The 24,932-nt window shown below is 66.8% G+C and carries 26 protein-coding genes; 16 read left to right on the forward strand and 10 right to left on the reverse strand.

Annotated features, from left to right (window positions below; all coding sequences use genetic code 11):
• Window positions 1-56: 56 nt before the first annotated feature.
• The gene (locus EH209_RS08410; protein WP_126662419.1) at window positions 57-1,670 is read right to left on the reverse strand and encodes a sulfatase; all 1,614 of its coding nucleotides are present in this window, start codon (window positions 1,668-1,670) and stop codon (window positions 57-59) included.
• 165 nt (window positions 1,671-1,835) lie between these two features.
• On the opposite strand from EH209_RS08410, the gene EH209_RS08415 reads away from it, so the two are divergent.
• Both EH209_RS08415 and EH209_RS08420 read left to right on the forward strand, forming a co-directional pair.
• Window positions 1,836-2,855: a lysylphosphatidylglycerol synthase transmembrane domain-containing protein gene (locus EH209_RS08415; RefSeq protein WP_126662420.1), complete on the forward strand. Its 1,020-nt coding sequence runs from the start codon at window positions 1,836-1,838 to the stop codon at window positions 2,853-2,855.
• Window positions 2,856-2,920: 65 nt separating this feature from the next.
• Window positions 2,921-3,418, forward strand: a complete 498-nt coding sequence (locus tag EH209_RS08420) for a metal-dependent hydrolase (RefSeq protein WP_126662421.1) — start codon at window positions 2,921-2,923, stop codon at window positions 3,416-3,418.
• On the opposite strand, the gene EH209_RS08425 is transcribed toward EH209_RS08420, so the two are convergent.
• Window positions 3,359-3,883 (reverse strand): metal-dependent hydrolase, encoded by a 525-nt coding sequence (locus EH209_RS08425; RefSeq protein ID WP_126662422.1) that lies wholly within the window; start codon window positions 3,881-3,883, stop codon window positions 3,359-3,361. The two genes, EH209_RS08420 and EH209_RS08425, sit on opposite strands and share 60 nt — an antisense overlap.
• A gap of 128 nt (window positions 3,884-4,011) precedes the next feature.
• On the opposite strand from EH209_RS08425, the gene EH209_RS08430 reads away from it, so the two are divergent.
• A complete protein-coding gene (locus EH209_RS08430; RefSeq protein WP_126662423.1) occupies window positions 4,012-4,536 on the forward strand; it encodes a DedA family protein in 525 nt (174 codons plus the stop codon).
• A 233-nt stretch (window positions 4,537-4,769) separates the two neighbouring features.
• Window positions 4,770-6,362, forward strand: coding sequence for a glycosyltransferase family 39 protein (locus EH209_RS08435; protein WP_126662424.1), 1,593 nt, complete (start codon window positions 4,770-4,772; stop codon window positions 6,360-6,362).
• 129 nt (window positions 6,363-6,491) lie between these two features.
• On the opposite strand, the gene EH209_RS08440 is transcribed toward EH209_RS08435, so the two are convergent.
• Together EH209_RS08440 and EH209_RS08445 are read right to left on the reverse strand one after the other, a co-directional pair.
• Window positions 6,492-7,859, reverse strand: coding sequence for a DolP-mannose mannosyltransferase (locus EH209_RS08440; RefSeq protein ID WP_126662425.1), 1,368 nt, complete (start codon window positions 7,857-7,859; stop codon window positions 6,492-6,494).
• 1 nt (window position 7,860) lies between these two features.
• Entirely contained in the window at window positions 7,861-8,952 is a 1,092-nt protein-coding gene (locus tag EH209_RS08445; protein ID WP_126662426.1) for an NAD-dependent epimerase/dehydratase family protein, read from the reverse strand.
• Window positions 8,953-9,122: 170 nt separating this feature from the next.
• Here EH209_RS08445 and EH209_RS08450 point away from each other — a divergent pair, with 170 nt between their 5' ends.
• Genes EH209_RS08450 through EH209_RS08460 form a run of 3 tightly spaced genes read left to right on the forward strand, consistent with a single transcriptional unit; the run spans window position 9,123 to window position 11,729 of the window.
• Window positions 9,123-10,037, forward strand: coding sequence for a decaprenyl-phosphate phosphoribosyltransferase (locus EH209_RS08450; RefSeq protein WP_126662427.1), 915 nt, complete (start codon window positions 9,123-9,125; stop codon window positions 10,035-10,037).
• Window positions 10,038-10,068: 31 nt separating this feature from the next.
• A complete protein-coding gene (locus EH209_RS08455; RefSeq protein WP_126662428.1) occupies window positions 10,069-10,749 on the forward strand; it encodes a PHP domain-containing protein in 681 nt (226 codons plus the stop codon).
• Entirely contained in the window at window positions 10,746-11,729 is a 984-nt protein-coding gene (locus tag EH209_RS08460; protein WP_126662429.1) for a lysylphosphatidylglycerol synthase transmembrane domain-containing protein, read from the forward strand. The genes EH209_RS08455 and EH209_RS08460 overlap by 4 nt, the downstream gene beginning before the upstream one ends.
• An 88-nt stretch (window positions 11,730-11,817) precedes the next feature.
• On the opposite strand, the gene EH209_RS08465 is transcribed toward EH209_RS08460, so the two are convergent.
• Window positions 11,818-13,254, reverse strand: coding sequence for an aryl-sulfate sulfotransferase (locus EH209_RS08465; protein ID WP_164722014.1), 1,437 nt, complete (start codon window positions 13,252-13,254; stop codon window positions 11,818-11,820).
• A 243-nt stretch (window positions 13,255-13,497) separates the two neighbouring features.
• On the opposite strand from EH209_RS08465, the gene EH209_RS08470 reads away from it, so the two are divergent.
• The gene (locus tag EH209_RS08470) at window positions 13,498-13,857 is read left to right on the forward strand and encodes a hypothetical protein (RefSeq protein WP_126662430.1); all 360 of its coding nucleotides are present in this window, start codon (window positions 13,498-13,500) and stop codon (window positions 13,855-13,857) included.
• Here EH209_RS08470 and EH209_RS08475 read toward each other — a convergent pair.
• The 3 genes from EH209_RS08475 to EH209_RS08485 form a co-directional block, all read right to left on the reverse strand.
• Entirely contained in the window at window positions 13,828-14,949 is a 1,122-nt protein-coding gene (locus EH209_RS08475) for a hypothetical protein (protein ID WP_249038764.1), read from the reverse strand. The two genes, EH209_RS08470 and EH209_RS08475, sit on opposite strands and share 30 nt — an antisense overlap.
• A 310-nt stretch (window positions 14,950-15,259) precedes the next feature.
• Entirely contained in the window at window positions 15,260-16,177 is a 918-nt protein-coding gene (locus EH209_RS08480) for a universal stress protein (RefSeq protein ID WP_126662554.1), read from the reverse strand.
• 87 nt (window positions 16,178-16,264) lie between these two features.
• Entirely contained in the window at window positions 16,265-16,633 is a 369-nt protein-coding gene (locus EH209_RS08485; protein WP_126662432.1) for a hypothetical protein, read from the reverse strand.
• Between the two features lie 303 nt (window positions 16,634-16,936).
• Here EH209_RS08485 and EH209_RS08490 point away from each other — a divergent pair, with 303 nt between their 5' ends.
• The 4 genes from EH209_RS08490 (at window position 16,937) to EH209_RS08505 (ending at window position 21,249) form a co-directional block, all read left to right on the forward strand.
• Window positions 16,937-18,466 (forward strand): carboxypeptidase M32, encoded by a 1,530-nt coding sequence (locus EH209_RS08490; protein WP_126662433.1) that lies wholly within the window; start codon window positions 16,937-16,939, stop codon window positions 18,464-18,466.
• A gap of 148 nt (window positions 18,467-18,614) precedes the next feature.
• Window positions 18,615-19,418, forward strand: coding sequence for an alpha/beta fold hydrolase (locus EH209_RS08495; RefSeq protein ID WP_126662434.1), 804 nt, complete (start codon window positions 18,615-18,617; stop codon window positions 19,416-19,418).
• A gap of 253 nt (window positions 19,419-19,671) precedes the next feature.
• Window positions 19,672-20,418 carry an SDR family oxidoreductase gene (locus tag EH209_RS08500; protein WP_126662435.1) on the forward strand — a complete coding sequence of 249 codons (747 nt, stop codon included), beginning with the start codon at window positions 19,672-19,674 and terminating at the stop codon, window positions 20,416-20,418.
• 84 nt (window positions 20,419-20,502) lie between these two features.
• Window positions 20,503-21,249, forward strand: a complete 747-nt coding sequence (locus EH209_RS08505) for a hypothetical protein (protein ID WP_126662436.1) — start codon at window positions 20,503-20,505, stop codon at window positions 21,247-21,249.
• Between the two features lie 69 nt (window positions 21,250-21,318).
• On the opposite strand, the gene EH209_RS08510 is transcribed toward EH209_RS08505, so the two are convergent.
• Window positions 21,319-21,588 carry a thioredoxin family protein gene (locus EH209_RS08510; protein WP_008893564.1) on the reverse strand — a complete coding sequence of 90 codons (270 nt, stop codon included), beginning with the start codon at window positions 21,586-21,588 and terminating at the stop codon, window positions 21,319-21,321.
• Window positions 21,589-21,714: 126 nt separating this feature from the next.
• Here EH209_RS08510 and EH209_RS08515 point away from each other — a divergent pair, with 126 nt between their 5' ends.
• The 3 genes from EH209_RS08515 to pdxT all read left to right on the forward strand — a co-directional run bounded on the left by EH209_RS08515 (window position 21,715) and on the right by pdxT (window position 23,624).
• The gene (locus tag EH209_RS08515) at window positions 21,715-21,876 is read left to right on the forward strand and encodes a preprotein translocase subunit Sec61beta (protein WP_126662437.1); all 162 of its coding nucleotides are present in this window, start codon (window positions 21,715-21,717) and stop codon (window positions 21,874-21,876) included.
• A gap of 188 nt (window positions 21,877-22,064) precedes the next feature.
• Window positions 22,065-22,919 (forward strand): VOC family protein, encoded by an 855-nt coding sequence (locus EH209_RS08520; protein WP_126662438.1) that lies wholly within the window; start codon window positions 22,065-22,067, stop codon window positions 22,917-22,919.
• Window positions 22,920-22,994: 75 nt separating this feature from the next.
• Window positions 22,995-23,624 carry a pyridoxal 5'-phosphate synthase glutaminase subunit PdxT gene (gene pdxT, locus EH209_RS08525; protein WP_126662439.1) on the forward strand — a complete coding sequence of 210 codons (630 nt, stop codon included), beginning with the start codon at window positions 22,995-22,997 and terminating at the stop codon, window positions 23,622-23,624.
• A gap of 70 nt (window positions 23,625-23,694) precedes the next feature.
• Here pdxT and EH209_RS08530 read toward each other — a convergent pair whose 3' ends face one another.
• Window positions 23,695-24,357, reverse strand: a complete 663-nt coding sequence (locus EH209_RS08530; protein WP_126662440.1) for a class I SAM-dependent methyltransferase — start codon at window positions 24,355-24,357, stop codon at window positions 23,695-23,697.
• Window positions 24,358-24,632: 275 nt separating this feature from the next.
• Between EH209_RS08530 and EH209_RS08535 the strand changes: the two genes are divergently transcribed.
• Window positions 24,633-24,827: a cold-shock protein gene (locus tag EH209_RS08535; RefSeq protein ID WP_008893559.1), complete on the forward strand. Its 195-nt coding sequence runs from the start codon at window positions 24,633-24,635 to the stop codon at window positions 24,825-24,827.
• Window positions 24,828-24,932 lie beyond the last annotated feature (105 nt).

Consider the following 24,932-nt stretch of genomic DNA (forward strand, 5'->3'; position numbering starts at 1 on the left):
CCGTCCTGATCAGTATCGGCCCGTAAACAGCCCTCAGGCCGCCTAATTCGGCTGTGCTACTCGAGGTAGCCGAGTTCGCGCAGGCGGTCGCGGGTCTCCTCGTCGGCCTCGGCCAGCGCGTCGGCGTCCTCGGCGTCCGTCTCGCTGGGGTCGATCCACGCGCCGCCGGCCGCCTGCTCGAAGCGGGCGAGCGCACGTTCGGCGGCGGCGACGACCTCGTCGTCGGCCGGGTCGACCGGCGTCGATTCCGCGGGGTCCTCGTCGAGTCGGTACCCCTCGTCGGGGATGCGGTCGGCGCGGACATACTTCGCGTCGGTGCTGCGGGCCGCGCGCAGGCGGGAGTAGGCCCGGTGATCGTCGGGCAGTTCGATCCCGGCCTCGCTGGCCTTCTCCTCCAAGTGGTGGAGTTCGATCACCGGCTGGGCATACTCGACGAACGCGTAGTCGTCAGCCACGTCGCTGCTCGATGCGTCGTCGGACGCCTCGCCGTCCGCGGCGTCGAGCACCGCCCGCTGTCCGGGATCCGGTTCCGGAGCCGCCTCGAAGGCGCGGTACTCGCTCGAGAGCAGGGACCGCGTCGGATCGCGGCCGGCGACGGAGCCGTCGTCCGCCGGCGCGAGCGCGTCGGCTGGATCGACGTCCAGCGCCTCGAGGACCGTGTGATAGCAGTCGAGCAACTCGACGAGGTCGTCGCGCCGGTCGGCCTCGAGGGCGGGGTGTTTGACCAGCAGCGGGACGTTGATTAGCTGGTCGTAGAGGGCGAACTCGTGGCCGTAGAGGTCGTGTTCGCCGTGGAGTTCGCCGTGGTCGGCGCAAACGACGACGGTCGTCTCTTCCCATTGGCCGGTCTCACGGAGCCAGTCGAACAGGCGACCGAGTTCGGCGTCCATGTGAGCGATCTCGGCGTCGTAGAGCCCGCGGATGGCCTCCCACTCCTCGTCGTCGATGTCGCGGGCGCCCGAGTTGTACTCCTTCGAGTTCTGGCAGACCGAGCCCGGATCGACGCCGGGAGCGAACTCCTCGCGGTACTCCTCGGGCGGGTAGTAGGGCAGGTGGGCGTCCATCAGGTTGACGAAGGCGAACCAGCCCTCGTCGCTCTCGCTGTCGTCGACGAAGGACTTCGTCCGGTCGATGACCGACGGCGTCTTCGTGTCGGCGCCCTCACCGCTGGCGAGTTTCTCGTGGGCCATCGCGCCGAGCCTAACGAGCTTCGACGCCAGGTCCCGAAGGTAGTCGTTGTCGTTGACGGTCTGCCAGGCGCTGGCCAGCGGCCCCGAGAGGACGTCGCCGGGGAGGACCTCGAAGAACGAGTCCTGCGCGTCGAACCCGTCGGTGAGGCCGGTGTAGGGAGTGATCCAGGCGTTCGAGGAGTAACACGCCGTGTCGTAGCCGGCCGCCGAGAGGACCTCCGCGAGAGTCGTCTCGTCCTCGAGGTACGGACTCCCCTGATCGGCCCCGTGCTGGCTCGGGTACCGGCCGGTAAACAGCGAGGCGTGGACCGGCAGCGTCCACGGCGCGGGCGCGACGGCCGACTCGAAGACGGTCGCCTCCTCTGCGAACGCGGAGAGTTCGGGCGTCGTTTCGCGCTCGTAGCCATACGGACCCAGTCGGTCCTTGCGGACCGTATCCAGCACAACGAAAAGGACGTTGGATTGCTGAGCGTCGTCCATTACGGAAGACAACTGAGTCCATCTAAATAAAACGCGCCAACTATCTCGAGTCGGCGTGAAAATCGTCAACGATAGTAAATTTCTGGGAGCTGACTCGTCTCTCCCGTATCGAACCGCCTCAACGATAATCAGACGTTTCAAGTCCGCTGACGATCCACGTCCGCTATGAACGAGCGAAATCGGCGGCGGCTTCTCATCGGCGCGTTCGGCGCGCTCGCCGTCTTCGCCGTGCTGTTCTTCGCGGTCGGTGCGCGCGACGTCATCGATAGCCTGTTCTCGGCCGCGCCCTCGCTGGTCCTCGCGACCTTCGCCCTCGCGCTGTGCTGGCTGGCTGCGTGGAGCCTGATGCTCCGGACCGTACTGGTCGCCCTGGACGTCAAGCTGCCGGTCGTCAAGGCGTTTTTCGTCTACGCCGGCGCCGTCTTCGCCAACAACGTCACGCCGTTCGGCCAGGCCGGCGGCGAGCCGGTCGCGGCGCTACTCATCTCGAAGACCTCCGACGCACGCTACGAGACGGGGCTAGCGGGGATCGCCAGCGTCGACGTGCTCAACGTCGTCCCCTCGATTTCGCTGATCCTCGTCGGGGTCGGCTACTACGGGACTACCGCCGCCATCGGCGACCGCCTCGAGACGGCGGTCGGCTCGGCGATCGTGCTGATCGCGGCGATCGTCCTCGCCATGGCGTTCGTCTGGCGACACCGGAACGCGCTCACCGAGCGGCTGCCGGCCGTCATCGCCCCCCGCCTCGGTCGCCTCGGACTCGCCCGCTTCCAGAGCGACACGCTCGAGGCGGACCTGACCGATCGGATGGGCCGCTTCTTCGAGAACATCGAGCGCGTCTCGACGGATCGCTGGCGTCTCTCCGCCGTCGTCGGTCTCTCGCTGGCCGGCTGGCTCTTCCAGACGGTCGCGCTCATGGCCGCCTTCGCGGCGCTGGGCGAACCCGTCGCGCCGTACATCCTGCTGTTCGTGATTCCGCTCGCGAACCTCGCGGGCGCCGCCCCGCTCCCCGGCGGGCTCGGCGGTATCGAAGCCGCCTTCGTCACGCTGCTCGTGCCGACCACCGGCATTCCGGCGTCGACGGTCACTGCGGCCGTGCTCATCTTCCGCGGGGCGATCTACTGGATGCCCGTCTTGATCGGCGGCCTCTCGGTGTCCGCCTTCGGCGTCAAGGCCCTCGAGTGACGGCCGGGCGCGAGCGACCGAGCGGTTGATCCCCGTCGGGCACGGACGATCGGTCGTCGAAACGCATGTACCGAGGTGGTCACATCGGCTTCAACGCCCTCCTGTACGCCCCGTTCGTCCCGCTGGTGAGCCGCGGCTGGTCGCTCGAGTTAGCGCTCGCGGGAGCGGTCCTCGCCGTCGGACTGGCGAACCTCCCTGACGTCGACCAGCCGCTGCCGCGGATCCCCCACCGCGGGCCGACGCACACGATCTGGTTCGCCCTGCTCGTCGGGCTGTTGGCCGGCGTCGCGACGGCGCTGGTCGCCCCCTCGACGCCGTCGGCCTTCCGATTCGGATTCGTCGTTGGAACCGGCAGCATCGTCGCCCACCTCGCAGGGGATATCGTGACGCCGATGGGGATCAGCCCCCTCGCGCCGGTCTCGCGATACCACGTCACGCTCGACTGGTTCAAGTCCAAGAACGGCCGGATCAACCGGGCGTTCCTGCTGGTCGGATCGACCGCGCTACTCGCGTCGCTGGGTCTGACGATCGGACGGATCGGAACGGTCGCTCCGATCGGCTGATCGGTCGCTCAGCACCGACGCGACGAGAGGGTCCTCCGTCCGCCACGCGAGGACGCCGAGCGACGCCGCCCAGAGCGCCGCCGTCGCCGCGGGGCCGTGAACCGAAACGCCGAGCCCTGTGGTGTCCGCGAGCGGGAACAGCCAGTCGATCCCCTTCGCCGACAGGGAGTCGATAGCGAGGTGCGAGCCGATCCCCAGTCCGACGGCGATCGCGACCGTCCGCTCCCGCCGGAGCGCGTACGCGCCGGCGACGACGGCGGCCGCGAACAGCGGCGTGTGCGTGAGTCCGCGGTGAACCAGCGGCCACTCCCACGCCGCGGGGAACAGGAAGTCCGCGTCCGGGAGGAGACCGAGAACGATGCCGAGTCGCGGGTCTGCGTCGGTAGCCCCTCGAACGAGGGCGTAACCGACGACCGCGTGGGTGGCGAAGGCAACGGCGAGAAACGCAATCCGCGTCGTGTCCATCGGTTCGACAGTCACCCTCCGTTACTACATGCTTTGTGACCGGTGACGCGCTCGAACGAACCGCCGTGCCGATCGCGGACCTCCGGGAATCAACAACGCTTACATTCGGGACGGAATAGGATCAGGATATGGTACCGCTGCAACTCGAGGGGATGCCGTCCTGGCTCGAGTCGCTGTTCACGTCGGAGTTTGCGTTCGCGGTCTTGTTAGGGATCTGTATCCTCGAGGGGGCGATGATGCTGCGGTTCATGCCGAGCGAACTGGTCGTCCCGGCCGCGCTGGCGCTGATCGGGTCGTCGATCCCGGAGACGGTCGCGATCGTCGCCATCGCCATCGTCGGGACGACGATCGGTCAGTTCCTGCTGTTCTGTCTCGTCCGCCGCGCCGGGCGAGAGTACGTCATCCAGAAACGGTGGTTCCCGCTCACGGAGTCGCGACTCGAGCGCTTCGACGGCTGGTTCGATCGCTGGGGCGGGGTCGCCGTCGCCGGGAGTAATACGATGCTGGTCGTCAGAGGCCTGCTCACGATTCCCGCGGGACTCTCGGAGATGGACGGCCGGACGTTCGTCGCGCTGTCGGCGCTCGGCTCGCTTTCCTTCCAGTCGATTCTCGCCGCCCTCTACCTGTTCGGCGGCTATCTGCTAGCCCTGTGACGGGGGCCGGTGCCCGGTGAACGGGCGCGTCGTCGACTGTGCCACACGCTAACGGCTCAGCGCGACCGAGCGATCGGTCGATGCGCCCGCTCGAGACCACCGCCCGCTGACAGTCCGATACGTCGCGGGTTTTTGGCCAGACGAGTCGACTCGGGTGATATTCTCGTCGCGGATCTGCGATCTGCCTCGTCGGCCGACGAAGGTTCATACCGTACGTCGTTGCAATCGGTACCATGTCGCCGTCCCTGCCGATCGAGACGGGCGGTGAGGGAAATCGGGATCGATCACTGGCGGGCGTCCCGGTCGAACTGTATCCGATCGTCCTCATCGCGGCTGCGCTGCGGCTGTTCCGGCTCGAGTCCGAGAGTTACTGGGTCGACGAAGTCGTCTCGGTGACGATCGTCACGTCGAACACGCCGTCCGAACTCCTGGTCAGCGTCCCGGGGAACGATCCCCATCCGCCGCTGTACTATCTCATCCTGTCCGGGTGGACGGCGCTCTTCGGAACGAGCGAACTGACCGCGCGACTGTTATCGGCCCTCGTCGGCGTCGCGACCGTCGTCGTCCTCTACGGCGTCGGTCGACGGCTGTTCGACAGGGAAGTCGGGGCGATCGCCGCGGTGCTCGTCGCCGTCTCACCGTTCCACGTCTGGTACTCACAGGAGGTGCGAATGTACAACCTGCTCGCGTTGCTGACCGCGATCTCGTTCTACTGGTTCGTGCGAATACAGGCGGAGAGATCGACCGACGAGAGCGGCGTTCGGGACGATATCGGGTACGTCGTCTCCACGGTTCTCCTCGGTTACACGCACGTCTTCGGGCTGTTCGCGATACTCGCCCAGAACGCGTACGTCTTCTCTCGGCCGCTGGTCCGGACCGTTCCCCGGTCGCGACTGACGCTCCGCCGCTGGATCGCCCTCGAGGGAATTACCGCGCTGCTCCTCCTCCCGTGGTTGGCGCGGTTGCTCCGCCGAACGGTGGCGGCCAGCGGCGGCGCTGCGGGCAACGTCTCGTGGATTCCGCTCCCGACTGCCGAGACCGTCAGGGAGACGTTCGCCGCGTACCTCGGCGGATACCTGTTCGAGGAGTCGTACCCGCTTCTCGTCTCGCTGGTCGTCGCAGGCTGTCTGGTGCTCGCGCTCTCGAGCGGCCGTCACGCGTGGACGGGTGTCGACCGCGATACGGCGAGGGAGACTGAGCGCGGGACGACGACAGAGGGCGGCCCCGAGAACCCACCGGTAAACGCCGTCTACCTGGTCGTCCTCTGGTTCATCGTCCCGATCCTCGTTCCGATCGTCCTCTCGCACGTCGTTACGCCGATCTTCGTGGATCGCTACTCGATCGGGGCGTCGCTGGCGTTTTTCCTCCTGACCGCGGTCGGCGTGCGGACGCTCTCTCGCCCGTCGCTTCGATTCGTCGTCGTCGGGGTGCTCCTCGTGGGCCTCGCGGCTCCCCTCCCGACGTACTATCAGGACGACCAGAAAGAGCAGTGGCGGGCGGCCGCCGCCGACGTCGAGTCGAGCGTCGACGAGGGCGACGTCGTCCTCGTGAGCAGACCGTTCACCGAGCGGACGTTCGGCTACTACTTCGACGCCGCGGACGTGCCCACGGTTCGGATCCCGCCCGACGCGTCGACCAACGAAATCCGGGCGGCCGTCGACGGGCACGACGACGTCTGGATCGTGCTCTCGTACACCGATTCGTCGACGAACCAGCGGATCGTCGACGCCGTGGAGAGCCGCGACGACTACCGCGGCCCGGTCGAGGTGAACCGGTACAACAGCATCGTGGTGGTTCGACTCGAGCGGACGTCGGACGGCGGCTAGACTCGCCGACGACGGCTGCCTCGTCGGTCACACCCGCTCGAGTCCGAGCGCGTCGAACCCTATAGTAGCCACTGACAGTCACTGCACACCCAATCGCAAGACGGCTTCGCGATCAGTGTGTACTTCGTTTCAGTGGCTACGATAGCCGCTATCGATTCGACGCGGCCACCCGTCGCACTGTCGCCTGTCCAGTCGGTCGTCGGTCATCGCGATCCACCGCACCTCGTTCCAACTCAGCCGATAGTGACAGGTCTCCGGTTTGATCTGCTCCCAATAGATCGTCTGCATCGACGGAACGTCGGCATCGTCGGGCGTTATCGGCAGGGACTCACTCTCCGGCTCAGCCACCGCTTGGCGCGTCTGGAGCGTCGACTGCGAGGTCGGTGAGCCAAAGTGCCAGGCGAGTCCCGAGAGAACGAGCAGCGCGATCACCGCGACGACGGCGACCGCCGTCCACCGGCGGATGGAACGGGACGCGTCGTCACTGCGGCGATCCGTCGGCACCGATCCACCGGCGGTCACGCGTTCTACCGCGACGGCGACGCCGAGCGCGACGAAGGCGAGCCAGAGAAACGCGTCTGTCGAGCCGTCGAGATCGACGAACAGCACCTGGGCGGCGAGTAACAGGCCGCCCGCGGGAATCCACCACCGCTCCCGGACGTCACGGATTCCGGCGTATGCCCAGCCGTAGAGCGCGACCGGGAGGAGCAGCGACCCGTAGCCGAACACCAGCAGTATCGTGTAAACGCGCTCGGCCACGGTGTACGACGATCCGGCGGTCAGCGTCGCGACGACCGTCTGGACGAACAGGGGAACGAGCGCGCCTGCGGCCGCGAACGCGAGGACGACGAGACCGGTCACGACGCCGCCGCCCGCGACGGCTGAGAGCGCGCCCCGCCGCCCGGATCGCTGGGACGCCATCCCGACGATCAGCAGCGCGAAGACGCCCCCTAATTGCCAGGATCCGGCGCTCAGCGCCGCGATCGCCCCCGAGAGGAACGGTCGGTCGCGGAGAGCCAGCGCGAGCGCGAGGACGCCGAAGAACAGCGCGTAGAACTGCGCCCGGACGCCCTCGGGCGAGAGGAGGAAGAGTTCGGGCACGACGAGCATCGTCAGGCCGGCGGCGACCGCCGCTGCGTCCGTTTCAGTCACGAGGTACGCCACCCACCCCACGAGCAGGACGCTCACGGCCGCGACGAGCACCGTGAGCGTCGTTCCGAGGGCGTGCAACACGAGCATATCTCCGCCGGAGAGGGCAGCGAGCACGGCCGTGATTCCGAACGGGACCGGCGGGTTCACGTCCCAGACGTCGACGTACGGAACGCCGCCCTCGAGGACGTACCAGCCCGTGTGCTGGAAGAACGCGGGGTCCGTCGCGAGCGCCGGCCAGGCGACGAGCAGGTGCCTACCGAGGCCGGCGGCGAAGCAAACGGCGACGATCGGCCCGAGGACGACGAGCCAGTCGATACGATCCCGGAGACGTGGCTGTGGGACCATCTCAGATCCGCTGCGAGACCTTCTTCGCAACGGCGAGGGCGCCCTGGTCCCACGCGACGCGGTGGTCGAGGCCGGTCTCGTCGGCATCCTCGTCGGCCTCGTAGTTCTCGAGGTACCACTCGTAGGTGTCCACAAGCGCCTCCCGGTTGGAGTACTCGGGCTCCCAGCCTAGACCCTTCAGCTTCTCGACGGAGACGTAGGAGTCCTCGTGGGCCGTCTCGTAGACCCACGGATACAGCGGGGAGAGGTTCAGTTCGTCCAGCACGCGGAGGACTGCAACCGTGAGGAAGGCGGGCGTTCCGATGGTTCGTTTGCCCGTCCCCGCGTAGTCAATGGGGGCCTGGAAGTCCTCCTTCATCGTACCGAACTCGTCGGTACCGACGTTGAACGTGTCGTTCACCGATTCCTCGTCCTCGGTGAGCAGCAGTTCGATGGCGGTGACGAGGTCGCGGACGTGCAGCAACTGGTAGCGGTTGTCCCCCCAGCCGACGAGCGGGACGTTCGCGCCGTCTTCGATCCAGTCGAACAGCACCTGAAACACGCCGAGTCGCTGCGGACCGACGAACGTCTTCGGGCGAACGATCGGGACACACATCCCCATACGGCGGAAGTCCTGGCAGACCTTCTCGGCCTCGATCTTGGCCTCGCCGTAGGCGCCGACCCCGTCTAGCGGCGACTCCTCGGTGATGGGATGCGTGTCGTGGGTCCCGTACACCGCCGTCGAGGAGACGTAACAGACCCGCTCGACGCCGCAGTCGTTCGCCGCCCAGAGCACGTTTCGCGTCCCGTCGATCGTCGTCTCTCTGATGCGGTCGTCGTCCCACAGCGGGAGCGCGGCCGCCGTGTGCACCACCGCGGTGGCACCGCTCTCCTCGAGCGCGTCGGCGACGGACGCCTCGCTTCGAACGTCCCCCTCGATGAACTCGATCCCGTCCGTGTCGTCGTCCGGCTCGAACGGCTTGAGATCGAACGCGGTGACGTCCCACCCCTGATCGCGGAAGTACTGACACGTGTGCAGGCCGAGGAATCCGGTCCCTCCAGTGACGAGAAGCGAGCCGCTCGAGTCGTCGTCCGCGCGCTCACTATCGCTCATCGTGATATCACGCTGAACGTCGATACGCCGAGTCAATAGTGTACCGGGGTGTATCGAATCCGTACAGTCTCGAGTCGATTGAAATCGAGACATCCAGCGCGTGATACATTCTGTGAGGGAGTCACAGGCAAGCCGGTCCTTTTTGCCATCATGTGAAGTCGAGGAGACAGATGGCCCGCGCCTATACCGACCGGCGTCGGTTCGTGGGGACCGTCTCCGGGCTGGTAAAGGAGACGCGTCCCTGGCAGTGGTACAAGCAGGGCATCCTGCTTCTGGGGCTCGTCTTCTCCAAGAGCCTGTTCGATCCGGTCGCCGTCACGAACGTCGTCCTCGGAATCGTCGCCTTCTGTGCCGTCGCGGGCGCGACGTACATCGGCAACGATATCCTCGACGTCGAGGAGGACCGCAACCACCCGCGGAAGAAACACCGACCGATCGCCAGCGGGCAGGTTCCGATCCCCGTGGCAGTGACGTTCGCGGTCCTGCTGTTCGTCGGCGGGCTCGGCCTCTCCTGGCACCTCGGCCCGCTGTTCCTCCTCGTCGTCAGCGCGTATCTCGCACAGAACGCGCTCTACTCCGCGGTTCTGAAGGAGGTCGTCATCGTCGACGTGATGGTCATCGCCATCGGGTTCGTCCTGCGAGCCGTCGCCGGCGTCGTCGCCATCGACGTCTACCTGAGCCCCTGGCTCGTCGTCTGTACGTTCCTCGGAGCGCTGATGCTCGCGCTCGGCAAACGCCGCCACGAGATGATCGTCAGCGACGATCCGGCCGCGTCGCGCGCGACCCTCGCGGAGTACACCGAGGAGACGCTCGACCAGTTTCTCGTCGCCGTGCTGGCCGCGCTGGTCGTCTCCTACTCGCTCTACACGTTCTTCCGCGGCGGGCTGTGGATGATGACCACGCTCCCGTTCGCCTTCTTCGCGGCGTTCCGCTACCACCTCCTCGCCCACACGCGGAATCTGGGCGGCGACCCGAAGTTCCTCTTCGGCGACCCCCCGTTTTTCGTCAACCTCGTCCTCTGGGGGCTCCTCGTCGTCGCGGTCCTTTACGAGGTTCCGCCACGACTCCTCGAGGTGATCGCGTGACCGTCTCACCCCGCTCCGAATCGATCCCGCCATGACACGACGATACGATCTCCAGGTGCACACGGACGCCTCGCCCTGCTCGAGCACACCTCCCGAGCGCGTGGCCGAAGCGGCGGCCGAGGCCGGTCTCGACGGCATCGCAGTCACCGACCACGATACGCTCGCCAACGTCGACGCCGTTCGAGACGCCGCGCCGGACGGTCTCGAGGTGATCGCCGGCGTCGAAGTGACGACCACCGAGGGCCACCTGCTGGCCCTCAACGTGACGGAGGCGCCGCCTCGAGTCGATCCGCTGACGGTGATCGACCGCGTCCACGAGCAGGGCGGCGTCGCCGTCCTCTCGCATCCGTTCGACGCGCTGCGACAGTGCTACGAGACGGACCTCGAGGCCCTCGCCGACGCCGTCGACGGGGTCGAAGCGGTGAACTCCCGCTGCGTTCGACGCCGGTTCAACGAGCGCGCGGCCTCGTTCGCGGCCGCCCGCGACCTGCCGGCGACCGGCGGCAGCGACGCTCACTTCCCGATGGAAATCGGCCGCGCGTACACCCGGGTCGAGGGCGCCGGAGCGCTCGCGGACGCAGTGCGCGAGGGGCGCGTTCGGCCGCGCGGTCGCGGACGATACTTCTCGGGGCACGTCGCGACGAAACTCCACCAGTTCCGCACCGCCTCCGGTCGCGCCGTGAGGGCCCTCACGTCGGGGCGATTCCCATGACGACGAGCGGCGAGGCCGAGGGGGTCGGTGCGACCGTCGTCGACCGCTGCCGGCGGGCCGTCCGCGAGCACGGCGTCTGGCTGACGGCGCTGCTCTCGGTCGTCGTCTTCCTCGGCCTCGCCGCCTATGCGGACGTCGGCGACGTGACGAACGCCCTCGCCACCCTGCGCTGGCGGACGTTCGCGACCGTCATCGGCCTGACGACGGTCGGCTACGGCTTCCGCTTCGCCAAGTGGCACTACTACCTCCGGCGTCTCGAGGTGGACGTCCCGCTCGAGGCGAGCGCCATCACCTTCTTTAGCGGCCTGATGATGGTCGTCACGCCGGGGAAGGCCGGCGAGGTCTGGAAGGCGTGGTTCCTCCGGGACAAGCGCGGCGTGCCGGCGAGCGAGACCACCTCCGTCGTCGGCGCCGAGCGCGTCACTGACCTCGTCGCGCTGAGCGCGATGGCTGCGCTCGGCCTGCTGGTCTACAGCCGGTCATCGCTTCCCATCGTCATTGTCCTCGGCGCCATCGGAGTCGGGATCGGCCTGCTCCAGTGGCGGCGGGCCTGTCTGGCGATCCTCGGCCGACTCGAGTCGCTTCCGGTCGTCGGCGAGCACGCGACCGAACTCGAGCGGTTCTACGAGAGCGCGTACCGGCTGTTCCAGATCCGACCGCTTGTCGTCGCGACGCTGCTCAGTCTCGCGGCGTGGGGGTTAGAGGGCCTCGCGCTCTGGCTGGTCCTCGAAGGATTCGGCGTCGAAGCCACCGTCGTCATCGGCCTATTCGTCTTCGGACTCGGGTCGGTCGTCGGCGCGGTGTCGATGCTCCCCGGCGGACTCGCCGCGGCGGAGGCGTCGATGGTCGGCGTGCTGGTCACGTTCGGCTACCCCGAAGCCGTCGCGGCCGCCGCCACGGTCGTGATCCGCGTGGGGACGCTGTGGTACGCCGCGGCGCTCGGCACGACCGTGTTTCTCGCGTACAAGGCGACTCGCTGAACGGTCGACGGCCGGCCGCTCACTCCGCAGCGAGTCGTTCACGGGCTTCGATACCGATAGCGGTGGTAAAATCGAGGGCCGGCTGGGATCAATTGCCCCGTCGGTAGACGGGGAGGCGGAACCGAACGCCGGCGTCGCGGAGCTTCCATCTCGTCTCGAAGCCGATCCACACCAGCCCGGTCAGGATCGCGATGCCGACGGCCGCGAACTCGGACGAGCCCATCCAGACCGGTGACGCGAAGAGGAGTCCGTTGTGGATCCGGTGGGGCAAGAGATTCTCGATGAGGTCGCCGATCCAGCCGAGCGGGTCGAAGTCGAAGAGGCCGCTGCTCCCGCCTCCGCCGTCCCCGCCGTCGGCCGTGCGCGACTCGAGGCCGAGTTCGGCGGCGCTTTGGCCCCCTTCGCTCTCGGCGCCGGTCTCGAGGCGTTCGGCCTCGTAGGGAAGCGTCGATGGGACCTCCCAGACAACGTCGCCGGACTCGTTGACCTCCATCACCCGGTTGCCGTGACTGTCGGCGATGAGCGTGTTCCCGTTGGGGAGGCGGTCGGCGTCGCGGGGCCACTGGATCTGATCGTCCTCCCACTGCCAGGTGCGGTTCCACTCGCCGTCCTCGCGCTGGAACTCCTGGATGCGGCCGTTTTCGGAGTCGGCGACGACGATCGCCGGCCCGCCCTGCGATTCGGGGATGTAGTCGGGGTTGTGCTGTTCGTACTGGACGTCGTGCTCGTTCTCGCCGCCCAGCGTCCAGTTCTCGACCAGCCCCTCCTCCTGGTCGAGGAAGACGACCTGATCCTGATTCCGGAGACTGGCCATGATCCGCCCCTCGTGTTGGCCCTCGTCGATGTACTCGACGTCGTTGATGTGGGCCCAGTCGTGGGGGTACGGACCGGCCTCCTCGACGGGGAAGTCGCTCTGGGCGTCCCAGAGCCACTCGACGACCTCCGTCTCGGTGTTGACGATGAAGACCTGGTCGGCGACGATGTCCGCGACGACCACGTGGGTGTCGTTGATGCGGTCCGCGTCGTGCCACTCACCGGCGGTCTCCTGGTGATCGTATCGCTTGTAGATGACTTCGGGCTCGGGATTCTCGTCCTCGAGGTCGACGCGCTCGATGACGTTCAGCGCACACGGCGGGTCGCTGCAGGTCGGACCCTCGCTGTGGATCGTGTCCGTCGCCGTGTACTCGATGGTCATCGGATCGCCCTCGACGGGGTCGGCGTCGAAGTACTTCGTCCGCGTGTTGTTGTAGTACGCTACCTCGCCGTCGGGCTCGTAGACAGTGATCGTCCCCGCCCGTCCGGACTCGGTTACGACCGTGTGGTTCTCGGTCGCCGGCGCCTCCGGAACCGTCTCCTCGGACGCGGTCGAAAGGTCGTCGCTCATCGCCGCGCTCGCCACGGCGGTAGCCGAGAGGAGAATAACGGCCAGAAACACGACGCGGAGGCGGTTCCGCGAGAGCGCCGACCAGGCTCGAGAACTTCCCGAGCGAACGGCTGCGAGCGGCGATTGCGAACGGTCAGCCACGGTCTACCACCCTCGAGTGTCGAAACGCCAGCTGGGTACCCATCGGGACTTCATTTCCCGAGCGACGTATTAGTGTTTTTTCTACCAGTCCGATACCACGGCCGGGGAACGAAACGACGGATCGCGTAGTCGCCCCCAGGGCCAGGGCCGGTTCGGATCGCGACGCTGGACGACTCCCCGCCCGACGCCCGGTGCTCGCGACCAAAAAGCGTATGCGACCGCTCCCGAACCTCCGCAGCAACGGTGAGCGAAACGGAATCTCTCCAGTCCGGGACGGAACGCGCCGACGCCGCCCCGGTAAACGACGATCGCCCCGTCCTCGAGTCCCGGCGGCGCCGATTGCGCGCGTACCTTCGGCACAACGCCGAACGGATCTGTCGCGACGCGGTCGTGTTGGCCGGCTGGGCACTGGTGATGGTGCTCTGGATTCAGGACTTCGGGGTCCCGCGCTGGCTGTGTTACCTCGCCACGTTCGTGGGCGTCGTCGGCTACACGCAGGTGACCGCCCCGTGGGTGCGCCCGTACACGAGCCCCGACGACCTCGAGTCGAGGCCAGCGGAGGGTCGAGGGCGGCTACAGGAATCGAAGCAGCGGCACGAGTAGCGTCACGACCCAGAGGAGCGCGCCGAGGCGCACGTAGTCGTGGTCCTCCGGATCGACTCGCACGGTGTGGGACGCCCCCACGGCGATGAACCCGAGCGCGACCGCGGTCGAGAACCGGTGGACGAGCACGTTAAGCGGAAGCCGGGTCACGCCGAGCAGCGTGTAATCGAGGAGGATCGCGGTCGCGAAGCCGACCGCGCCGGCCGCGAAGGCCGTCGGCCGGTCGAGCGACCGCGCGAAGTAGTACGTACAGACCGGCAAGCCGACGGCGAGCAGCGGATAGAACGCCGCCGCGATGAACCGGGGGTCGATCCCCTCGAGGCGCGCCTCGACGGCGATGGCGCCGAACCGGACGAAGAGGTAGAGTCCGAGCAGCGACCCCGCTAAACACAGCGCGCGCGGGACGCGAGCGGTGACCGGATTCGGGAACGAGGTCCGCGTCGAGACCCGACTCGCGAGCAGCAGTCCGGGAAGGAGGCCGACAATCGCGACGGGGGACGGCGGGTCGCCGCTCTCGAGGTCGACGACCGTCACCCAGCCGTCGGAATCGAAGCCGCGGCCGTTGCCCAGGTGAACGCGCGAGACGTTCGACACGTACTGCCGATCCATGAACTCGCGTTCGACGTAGCGCTGGGAGTCCTCGGCGCTGTCGACCGTGTGGCTGAGCCGGAACCAGTCCCAGTGTTCACTGTGGGCCTGGATCGCGGTCCACTCCTCGTCGGAGTCGGGCGACTCGTAGGCGCGGATGTGTTCGCGCGAGCCGAGATAGTCGCCGTCGTGGAGCTGGTAGCTCTCGTCGAGCCACACGCCCTCGGCCGTCTCGTTGGTCGTGGAGACGTAGACGTACCGCGTCGAGCCGTCGGCGCTTCGCCAGGCCGTTTCGGTCCCGATGACGTCCTCGGGGTCGGTCTCGCTCACGTCCTCCTCTTCGGGAGCGGTCTCGTTCCAGTCGCCGCGACTCCGCTCTTCTAGGTGCCGGCGCGTCTCCGCTGGATCGCCGTTGATCAACACGTTGATTGCGAGCGTCCGTTCCTCGACGGTCGTCGCGCTGCTCGTGTACGGCCACAGCGAGGTCTCGTCGCCGGTGCTCACCAGCCGCTGGTGTCGGTCGGCTTCGTGGCCGTCCGCCGACGTGGCGGCGGTCGCTCCGAGAGCCAGCGCGAAGCACGCGACGGCGACCGCTCCCAGAACGATCAGCGTCTGTCGTTCGATGGGCGGTCACCCCCGTCAGCGATCGTTCGAGTGTCCATCGGTAGAACGACGGGCCGGGCCCGTCAGGTGGCTACGTAGGACCCGTCTCGGTCCGCTTATAGGCTTTCTCGTCTCCGCTGTCGGGTGTTCTACCGATGACTGTCAGGGTTTCGAACGGATCGCGGTGACGTCCGCTATCGGGCGGACGAGGTCAGTCCATCTCGTCGGCACGGCGCGTCGTGAGAACGGGAACCGGCGACGTGCGAATGACGCGCTCCGTGAAACTGCCAAGCAAGTGGCGGTCGATACCGGTCCGGCCGTGGGTGCCCATCACGACGAGGTCGATCGCCTCCGCCTCGGCGTAGGCGAGAACCTCTCGAGGCACCGAGCCGGTCTCGATGGCGGTCTCGACGTCGGCGGCGCCCGCCCGCGCGGCGGTCGCCGCGTCCTCCTCGAGTGCCTCCCGTATGTTCTCCTCGAGTTGGGCGGGGAGCGGAGCCGTTTCCGCGTCGGCGACCTCCGGCAGTTCGTCCATGACCGACAGCAGGTGCAACGTTCCGCCACAGCGGTTCGCGAACTGCGCGCCCAGTTCGACCGCCGCCCTCGCATGAACGCTCCCATCGGTCGGCACGAGGACGTTTCCGTAGGGGTAGGTCGCCCTCGCGTCGTCGGCCGCGCGAACCGTCAACACCGGTACCTCACTCCGGTTGACGACGTAGTCCGTGACGCTGCCGAGAATGTACTCTCCCAGGCCGCGTCGGCCGTGGGCCCCCATCACGACGAAATCGAACGCGACGCCGTCCGCGTCGTCCGACTCCGACTCTGACTCCGCGCCGGCGGTGACGAACTCGACGATCGTCTCGCGCGGTTCGCCCTGGACGACGTGCGTACTGACGGCCACGTCGCGCTCCGCGGCCAGTTCGGCGGCCGTCGACACGATCTCCTTGCCTTCCTCCTCCAGAGCGTCGACGACCTGCGTGCCGAGGCGCGTGAGACTCGGCTGGTTCGTGTCCGCGACGTTGAGGACGTGAACGACCGCATCCTGGTTGGCGGCGATATCCAGCGTGTGCTCGAGGGCCGCCCTCGCGGAGTCGCTTCCGTCGATCGGAACGAGAATGCGAGTATCCATATCCATGGACCGTGATTCGGGACGAATCCGCTTACGTCTATGGGACTACACTCGCAACGTGGGGCTGGAGACGGGGCTCGGCACCGCTCAGGCGCCGGGGATGCCAGCGGCGTCGAAGGCGGTGATCCCGAGCGCGGCGAGGGCGTAGAGAACGACCAGCACCGTCACCCAGGCGACGAGGCCGATCATCGCCGCGGCGGTCCAATCGCCGGGGTACTGGAAGTTGATCACGCCGATGTACGCCAGCAGCGCCAGCAGCGGCCCGAGCAGGGGGATCCACCCGACGAAGAAACCGACAAGCCCCCAGACGATCGCCCCGATCAACGCGGTGACGATCGCGTGGTCGTAGTCGTCGGCCCCGACAATGATCCGGGCGCCGATGTAGATTCCCAGTGCACCGATCAGCAGGCTCACCACGAACACGATGGCTGACCCGATTGGTGACGCAGCGACCATTGTACAGGAACACACGTCAGATAGCCCGAACAATCCACTGCTTGCAAGTTCTATACAGCGCTCATCGGTAGCGTATATTGGCGCTACGGCGCCGCAACGAGGCGTTGATACGGGAGCGATACTGTCGGCGATTGCGACAGCTTCCGGTCGGTGAGCTCGAGGCGGCCGGGCAGGCCGACCGTCGATTCGCAGTCGGCTCGAGGGCCGACGAGCGCACGAAACCCGATCCGGACGCGACGACCGACGACTGTGAAACCGCCGGAACCACGATGTTGATACGGCCGCCGCGTGTATCGGTCGTTCATGGCGACCGATCAGGCTCAGAGCGAGGCGGCCGACGACAGCTACGCGGCGTTCGAAGAACGCGTTCGGCGGATCGCGAACGTCTCGAACGCGTCCGGCATCCTCCAGTGGGACCAGGAAGTCGTGATGCCCGACGAGGGGACGCCCGCCCGCGCACAGCAGCTCTCGGCGCTGTCCTCGATCGGCCACGAACTGCTGACGGCCGACGAGACCGGCGCGTTGCTCAAGGAACTGGAAGACAGCGATCTCGAAGAGGACCAGGCCGCGGTCGTCCGGGAAGTCCGGCGCAAGTATGACCGCGAGACCAGCGTCCCACAGGAACTCGTCGAGGAGATTTCCGAGACGACGACCAACGCCCACCCCGCCTGGAAGCAGGCCAAGGAGAACGACGACTTCGAGGAGTTCGCGCCCGTCCTCGAGAAACTCGTCGAACTGAAGCGCGAATACGCCGAGCACATCGATCCCGACGCCGACCCCTACGAGGTGCTGTTCTCGGACTACGAGCCCTACATCGACCTCGAGACGGCCGAGCGGGTCCTCGAGCGTCTCCGCGAGGAACTCGTGCCGCTGATCGACGCGATCGAAGAGAGCGACGCCGATCTCACTACGGACGCCTTCGCGGGCGAATTCGACGATGACGACCAGGAGGCGCTGGCGCGGGACGTCCTCGACTCGCTGGGGTACGACTGGGACCGCGGTCGGCTGGACACCGCGCCCCACCCGTTCTCCTCGGGGACGCAGTTCGACGCCCGCGTGACGACCCGTTTCGAGGAGGACGATCTGCTGGGCTCCATTACCTCGACGATCCACGAGTTCGGCCACGCCAACTACACGCTCGGCCTGCCCGACGAGGGCTACGGCACGCCGCTGGGCGAGGCACGGGACCTCTCGGTCCACGAATCTCAGTCTCGCCTCTGGGAGAACCACGTCGGGCGCTCCCGTCCCTTCTGGGAGCAGTTCCTCCCGACCGCCCGAGAGCGGTTCCCGGAACTCGAGGACGTCTCTCCCGAGGCGGCCTACGAGGCCGCGAATCAGGTCTACGACGACAACCTCATTCGCGTCGAGGCGGACGAACTCACCTACCACCTCCACATCGTGATCCGCTTCGAGATCGAGCGCGGTCTGATCCGCGGGGACCTCGCGGTCGACGACGTCCCGGAGGTCTGGAACGACAAGTACGAGGAGTATCTGGGCGTCCGACCCGAGACCGACGCGGAGGGCTGCCTGCAGGACATCCACTGGTCTCACGGCTCCTTCGGCTACTTCCCGACGTACTCGCTGGGTTCCGTGCTCGCGGCACAGCTGTACGCCGCCGCCGTGGACGAACTCGGCGATCTCGACGACGATATCCGCGAGGGCGACTTCGAGGCCCTCAACGGCTGGCTCCGCGAGAACGTCCACCGACACGGCAAGCGCTACATCACGCCCGAACTGATCGAGCGCGCGACCGGCCAGGAGCTGACGGCCGACCCCTTCCTCGAGTACGTCACGTCGAAGTACGGCGAACTGTACGACCTCGAGGACTACTGACGCCCGGGGTTACGTTTCGATCCCCACCAACGGGCAGCGGCTATTTTCTCCCCGAGGGCTTCGCTGTGTCCGTACCGGACCGTAACGGAAGCCAGGTCGGGACATGAAAGGTGGTCCTTGATACCAGTAGGCAAGATAGCTTCGGCGCATGCCACGTATCACGGCCGAGGACGGCGTCAACGTGTTCGCACGCGACTTGGGTGAGGGTGACCCCATCGTCTTCCTGCACGGCTGGCCGCTCAATCACCGGATGTTCGAGTACCAGTACACCCACCTCCTCGACGAGGGCTTCCGCTGTATCGGCATCGATCTCCGGGGCTACGGAAAGTCAGAGAAACCGTACGGGGACTACAGCTACGACCGCTTCGCCGACGACGTGCGCGCGGTCCTCGACGAACTGGACGTCGACGGCGCGACGTTAGCGGGGTTCTCGATGGGCGGCGGCACTGCGACGCGGTACATGAGTCGACACGATGAGGCCTGCATCGACAAGCTCGCGTTGCTGGCCCCTGCGAGCCCGGTTATCACCGAGAAGCCGGACTTCTCCGAGGGGCTCGACGAGTCGGACGTGAACCCGCTCATCGAGGGCGCGCGGACCGACCGCGCGAAGATGAACGCCGACTTCGCCGAGATGCTGTTCCATACCGACCAGAGCGACGAGATGATGGATTGGATCTGGAGCCTCGGGATGGAAGCCTCCGGGCAGGCGACGATCGCCTCCGCCGAGACCTGGCGCGACGCCGACCTCCGGCCGGACATGGACGACATCACCGTGCCGACGAAAATTTATCACGGTGTCCACGACGAGGTCACCCCGATCGAGATCACCGGAGAGGTGCTCGAAGAGGGTATCGAGAACGCCGAACTGATCCGGTTCGAGAACAGCGGTCACGGCCTCGTCGCCGACGAGACGGAGACGATCAACGAGCAACTGGCCGAATTCGCCGGCTGACTGGCGGAACCCGGATCGCAGTTCGGCTGCCGCGGTTGCGTTACCGGAGCAATACCGGAATCCCCGCCAGTCGTTCGGTGCCGTCGCGTGCGGGCCGCCGAGTAAACGACCAGTCCGTCGGACCGATCGGGGGTCGAGTCAGGTTGCTACGGCTCAGGGACGACTCGAGGGGCCTCAGGGAGGTCGTCGATCGACCTCAGAGCGCGCACCGCAACCCGGGCGTTTTAGAGGGCGTTCGTCGTGAGTGTCGACCATGACCGACGCGTCACTCGCCGGCGAGACGGCGATCGTCACGGGAGCCAGTTCGGGAATCGGCGCCGCGACCTGTCGCGAACTCGCGGCCAGAGGTTCAAACGTCGTCCTCGCGGCCCGAAGCGAGGATCAGTTGGCCGACCTCGCGGACGAACTCGAGGCCGACCACGGCGTCGAGACGGTGGTCGTTCCGACGAACGTCCGCGAGGAATTAGCGGTCGACGCGCTGATCGACGAGACCGTCGAGACCTTCGGCGGGATCGACGTGCTGGTGAACAACGCGGGGCTCTCCCGGGGCGGCGAGGTCGAGGAGTTGACGACCGAGGAGTACGAGACGATGCAGGAGACCAACGTCGACGGCGTCTTCTACGCGACGCGGGCGGCGATCCCCCACGTTCGGGAGCGCGACGGCCACCTGATCTTCGTCGCCAGTTTCGCCGGCCGCCACCCGCGGCCGGCCAATCCCGTCTACGCCGCGACGAAGTGGTGGACCCGCGGCTTCGCCAAGAGCGTCGCCGCCCAGATCGGCGACGACGGGGTCGGCATCACCGTCGTCAACCCCGCCGAAGTCCGCTCGCAGTTCGAGACGAGCGACGGGCGGGCGTTCGCCGACGCGTTCGACGAGGACGAGGCGAGCGAACCCGAGGAGGTCGCCGAGGCCATCGCCTTCGCCGCCAGTCAGGACCGCTCGAGCATCAGCGAGATCGATATCAATCCGCGGGACAAGTTCGCCGACACCTTCTTCTGAGCCGTGGCAGTCCGCGACCGCGGGAAAACTGGGGTGGCAGGTGCCGGGTGCAGACTCACCCGCGGTGGCTCCCATAGCTCGCGTATGCGCGTCTCAATTCCGGGCCTTCCCGGCGTCTACTACGATACCGACTCGGGATCGACGGCCATCGGCGTCGCCTCGACGGCCATCGGTCGCAAAGCACCGAAACCGCAGGGGTACGCCATCCAGTTGCTCCCCTACGTCTGGTCGTTCGACGTCGACCTGCGGGAGGTCCCGAACGACCACCCGATCCAGTACCTCCACCCGGAAGGTGCCCGAAGCTTCGGCGAGCTCTCCCCCCAGCGCGGCGTCCGCGAAGCCGGCAACGAACTCGAGTCGGTGCTGCGGTTCGTCTGGTCGGTCAACCAGGAGGTCGAATCGACCGCGAACCAGTTGATCGGCCGCGGCTCGGCCGGGGACGGCGTCGTCATCGAGATTGAGGAAGGGACAGTCAGCGTCAGCGGCGACGAACTCGCGACCAACGAGTTCGACCTCGATGAGCCGGCGGCTGGCGGGACGGCCGGGGACGCCGTCACCACCGTCGAAATCGCCGACGGAACGGACGTCATCAACGGAAGCGACGCCGCCGAGGTGGACACTGACGAGGAACTAGCCGTCGACGAAACGGACGAAACAGACCAACGCGACGAGACGGACTCGGAGGACGTGTTCGGCGCCACCGAAGAGCCGCCGGCCGACGAGACGTTCGATCGCGAGGAGACGTTCGGCGCCGACGAGTCCGCGTCCGACGAGGAGTCAGCCACCGGCGGGGAGACCGGCGCTGACGACATCGATCCGGACGAGCCGTAAGAGGCGTCAGCGCCGTCGCTGATCGAGACGTGGCGTTCGCGAAAAACGGCGGCTCGAGGGGCCCGTCGCTTACGCGCCGGCCGATTCGAGGGCGTCTTCGATGTCGTCGCGCTGGGTGACGCCGACGAAGCGCTCGACGATGCCGTCGTCGTTCTCGATGATCAGGGTCGGCAGCGAGCGAACCTGGTACTCGTTGGCGACGTCCTGCTGTTCGTCGACGTTGATCTTCTCGACCTCAAATCGGCCCTCCCAGTCCTCCTCGAGGTCCTCGAGGATTGGATCCTGGGTCTTACAGGGGCCACACCAGTCAGCGTAGAAGTCCTTGAGTGTGACAGTCATCGGTTCATCGCTAGTTCCGACGCGGCGCGCATAAGGGTTTCCCACCGGTCTGTGCTTGCCGCAAGCGGTGACGTCAGTGATACTGCCGGACGAAAGATTTAGTGCCACCCGTCCGTAGTAGAGGGTATGGATAAAGGACAGAACAGCGGTGGGCTGATGTCCAGTGCCGGACTCGTCCGGTACTTCGACTCCGAGGACTCGAACGCGATCAAGATCGACCCCAAGACGGTCATCGCGACCGGCGTGATGATCGGGGTACTGGTACAGCTGCTGACCTTCGTCGCGTAGACCGACGCCCACTTCTCGACGCCGACCACCCGCTCGAGAGCGGTAGCGCTCCGCTCGCCGTTGCTCGCGGCTCGATCTCGAGGACCGCGGAGCGAACGACGAGGACCGTCACGCTCGACGCGACTCGCTATCGGTCGATCTGACCGTGCGGTCAGGTAGCATATATACGAGCGCCGCGTCTCTCCGGTATGAGCGACTCTCGGGATCGATTACCGGCGGCGACTCGCTTGGGACGGAGCGTACTGACGGTCAGCGACGAATCGGCCATGGTAGCTTTCTACCGGGACGTGATCGGCCTCTCGGTGCTCTCACGAGACGGATCGACGACGGTGCTCGGCGCCGGCGACGCGCCGCTGCTCGAACTCCGGCACGCGCCGGACGCCCGACCGCGGCCGACCGATGCCGCGGGACTCTTTCACAACGCCTTCCTGGTCCCCAGCCGCGAGGCACTGGGGGCCGGACTGGCCCGAATCCGCGACCGCTGGTCGCTCACCGGCGCGTCCGACCACGGCGTCAGCGAGGCGCTCTACCTCGACGATCCCGAGGGCAACGGCGTCGAACTCTACTGGGATCGGCCGCGTTCGGAGTGGCCCCGCGACGGCGAGGGGGGCATCCAGATCGGCTCGTGGCCCCTCGATCTCGAGTCGGTCGCGGCCGCCGCCGACGACGGGGCCAGCGACACCGTCCCGGGCGGAACGACCCTGGGCCACGTCCACCTCGAGGTGTCGTCGCTCGAGACCGCCCGAGAGTTCTACGTCGACGCGCTCGGCTTCGACGTGAAGACGGCCTCCCCGAAAGCGCTGTTCGTCGCCGCCGGCAGCTACCACCACCACCTCGGCTGCAACACCTGGAACGACCGCTCGAGTCCCACGCCGGCCGACGCCCGCGGCCTCTCGCGGCTCGACCTCGTCGTCCCCTCGAGCGAAGACTTGGATCTGATTCGGGAGCGACTCGAGGACGCGGGCGCGGCCATCGATGAGCGCGCTGGCGGCCTCGAGTGCAGCGATCCCGACGGGATTCGAATCCGGTTTCGAGCAGCGTAGAGACGACCGGATTCAGTCGCTGACGGTCGAACGCGGGACGCGGCCTTTTTGCCGTCCCCCTCCCTAGCCGCGGGTATGTCACTGACCGCCGGCGTCGTCGCCGTCCAGGGCGACGTCGCAGAACACGCCGCCGCCATCGAACGCGCCGCCGCGGCCCGCGACCGCGAGGTTACCGTCCGCGAGATCCGCGAGTCGGGGCTCGTCCCCGACTGCGACCTGCTGGCGATGCCCGGCGGCGAGTCGACGACCATCTCCCGGCTCGTCCACAGCGAGGGGATCGCCCCCGAAATTCGGGCCCACGTCGAGGCCGGCAAGCCCCTGCTGGCGACCTGCGCCGGCCTGATCGTCGCCTCGAGCGACCCGAACGACGACCGCGTCGAGGAACTCGGACTGCTCGACGTCGGCGTCGAGCGCAACGCCTTCGGCCGGCAGAAAGACAGCTTCGAGGCGCCGCTGGCGGTCGACGGACTGGCCGACGACGACCCCTATCCGGCGGTGTTCATCCGCGCGCCGGCTATCGACGACGTCTCCGGCGGAGACGCGCAGGTGCTCGCCTCGTGGGACGACCGACCAGTCGCCGTAAAACAGGGGCCGGTCGTCGGCACCGCGTTCCACCCCGAACTCACCCCCGATAGCCGCATCCACGGGCTCGCCTTCTTCGAGAACGAGGCGGCGACCGTTCCGGTCCTCGAGGACGCACAGTAGTTCGGTCGACGGTCGGCGCGAACAACGGAACGAGAAAGAGTTACGTTGGCAGTCGGCGATCGAACGGCAGTCAGCGATCGGAGGCGTCTGGCGCTCGGAACGTTCGGATGGTGTCTCGCTTACCCGTCTGGACATCGACTTCGTCGAACCCCAGGTCGGTGAAGATCGCGCTCCAGTCGCGGTAGTAGAGCGGGAAGTCGTCGTTGACGTAGCTCACTTCGGGATCGGTCGATCCGGCGTGTCCGGCTTCGTCTCGCTCGGTCTCACGCTCCTCGAGTTCGCTCTCGTTTTCCACGGTGATGAGGAGGTCGTCCGTGATCCGGGCCAGCTCCTCGAAAACCCACTCAGCGTCGGGGTGGAGGTGCTGGAGCGTCTCGACCGAGTAGACTGCGCCGAACTGGTCGTCGTCGAACTCGCGGACGACGTCTTCGATCGCGTCGAGATAGAACTCGCCGTCAGCGGCGAGGTCGGGGTAGTGGTCCTCCATGACGTCGAACGCGTCCGCGTTGAGTTCGATCCCCACCGGGGAGTCGAACCCGTGTTCGTAGAGGTGCGAAAGATGGCGGCCCGAACTGCAGCCGAGTTCCAGAACCGGCGCGGCCGGATCGACGAATCGCTCGAGCGTCCGGAGAATAGCGTCGCTCGTCTCGTTCGGGCCGTAGTAGGCGTAGTATTCCGGTGAGTACTCGCCGGACCGCTCCGCCCACTGACGCCGAACATCGTTAGAATCCACAGGCCCTAGCAGTTGGAGGAGACGTAAAGCCTCGTCGGGAGGCGTGTCTCGGCGCCGGGGCCGACGCCGAGCGGCACGGCACATCTCTCGAACTGGAGATTCCACAGAAGCTTCGCGGCAGTCCGACGAATCGGACGCGATTTCCCGGATAACCGATGGTGTATGGACAAATAGATTTTCAAAGGCGTGTTTAGATGATGTTCGAACAATATACACGCCATTTTCCATACGAATGCGGAACACTTAACCGTGTATTCCCTCTTCGTTTAGTCGCAATGGCAAACGGTAAGGTTGACTTCTTCAACGACACAGGCGGCTACGGTTTCATCGAGACTGACGACTCCGACGACGACGTGTTCTTCCACATGGAAGACGTTGGCGGCGAGGACCTCACGGAAGGAACCGAGATCGAATTCGACATCGAACAGGCTCCCAAGGGCCCCCGCGCGACGAACGTCGTCCGCAACTAACTACGGACTCACAGTGTCGTTGAGAAGCGGCAGCACGTGATTTCGTTTCTTCTATCCACAACACACCGAGAGCGACCGCTCGAGCGCTCCGTCGATACCGCACCG

The sequence above is a fragment of the Haloterrigena salifodinae genome (assembly GCF_003977755.1).
In the GTDB taxonomy this organism is placed as follows: Archaea; Halobacteriota; Halobacteria; order Halobacteriales; family Natrialbaceae; genus Haloterrigena; species Haloterrigena salifodinae.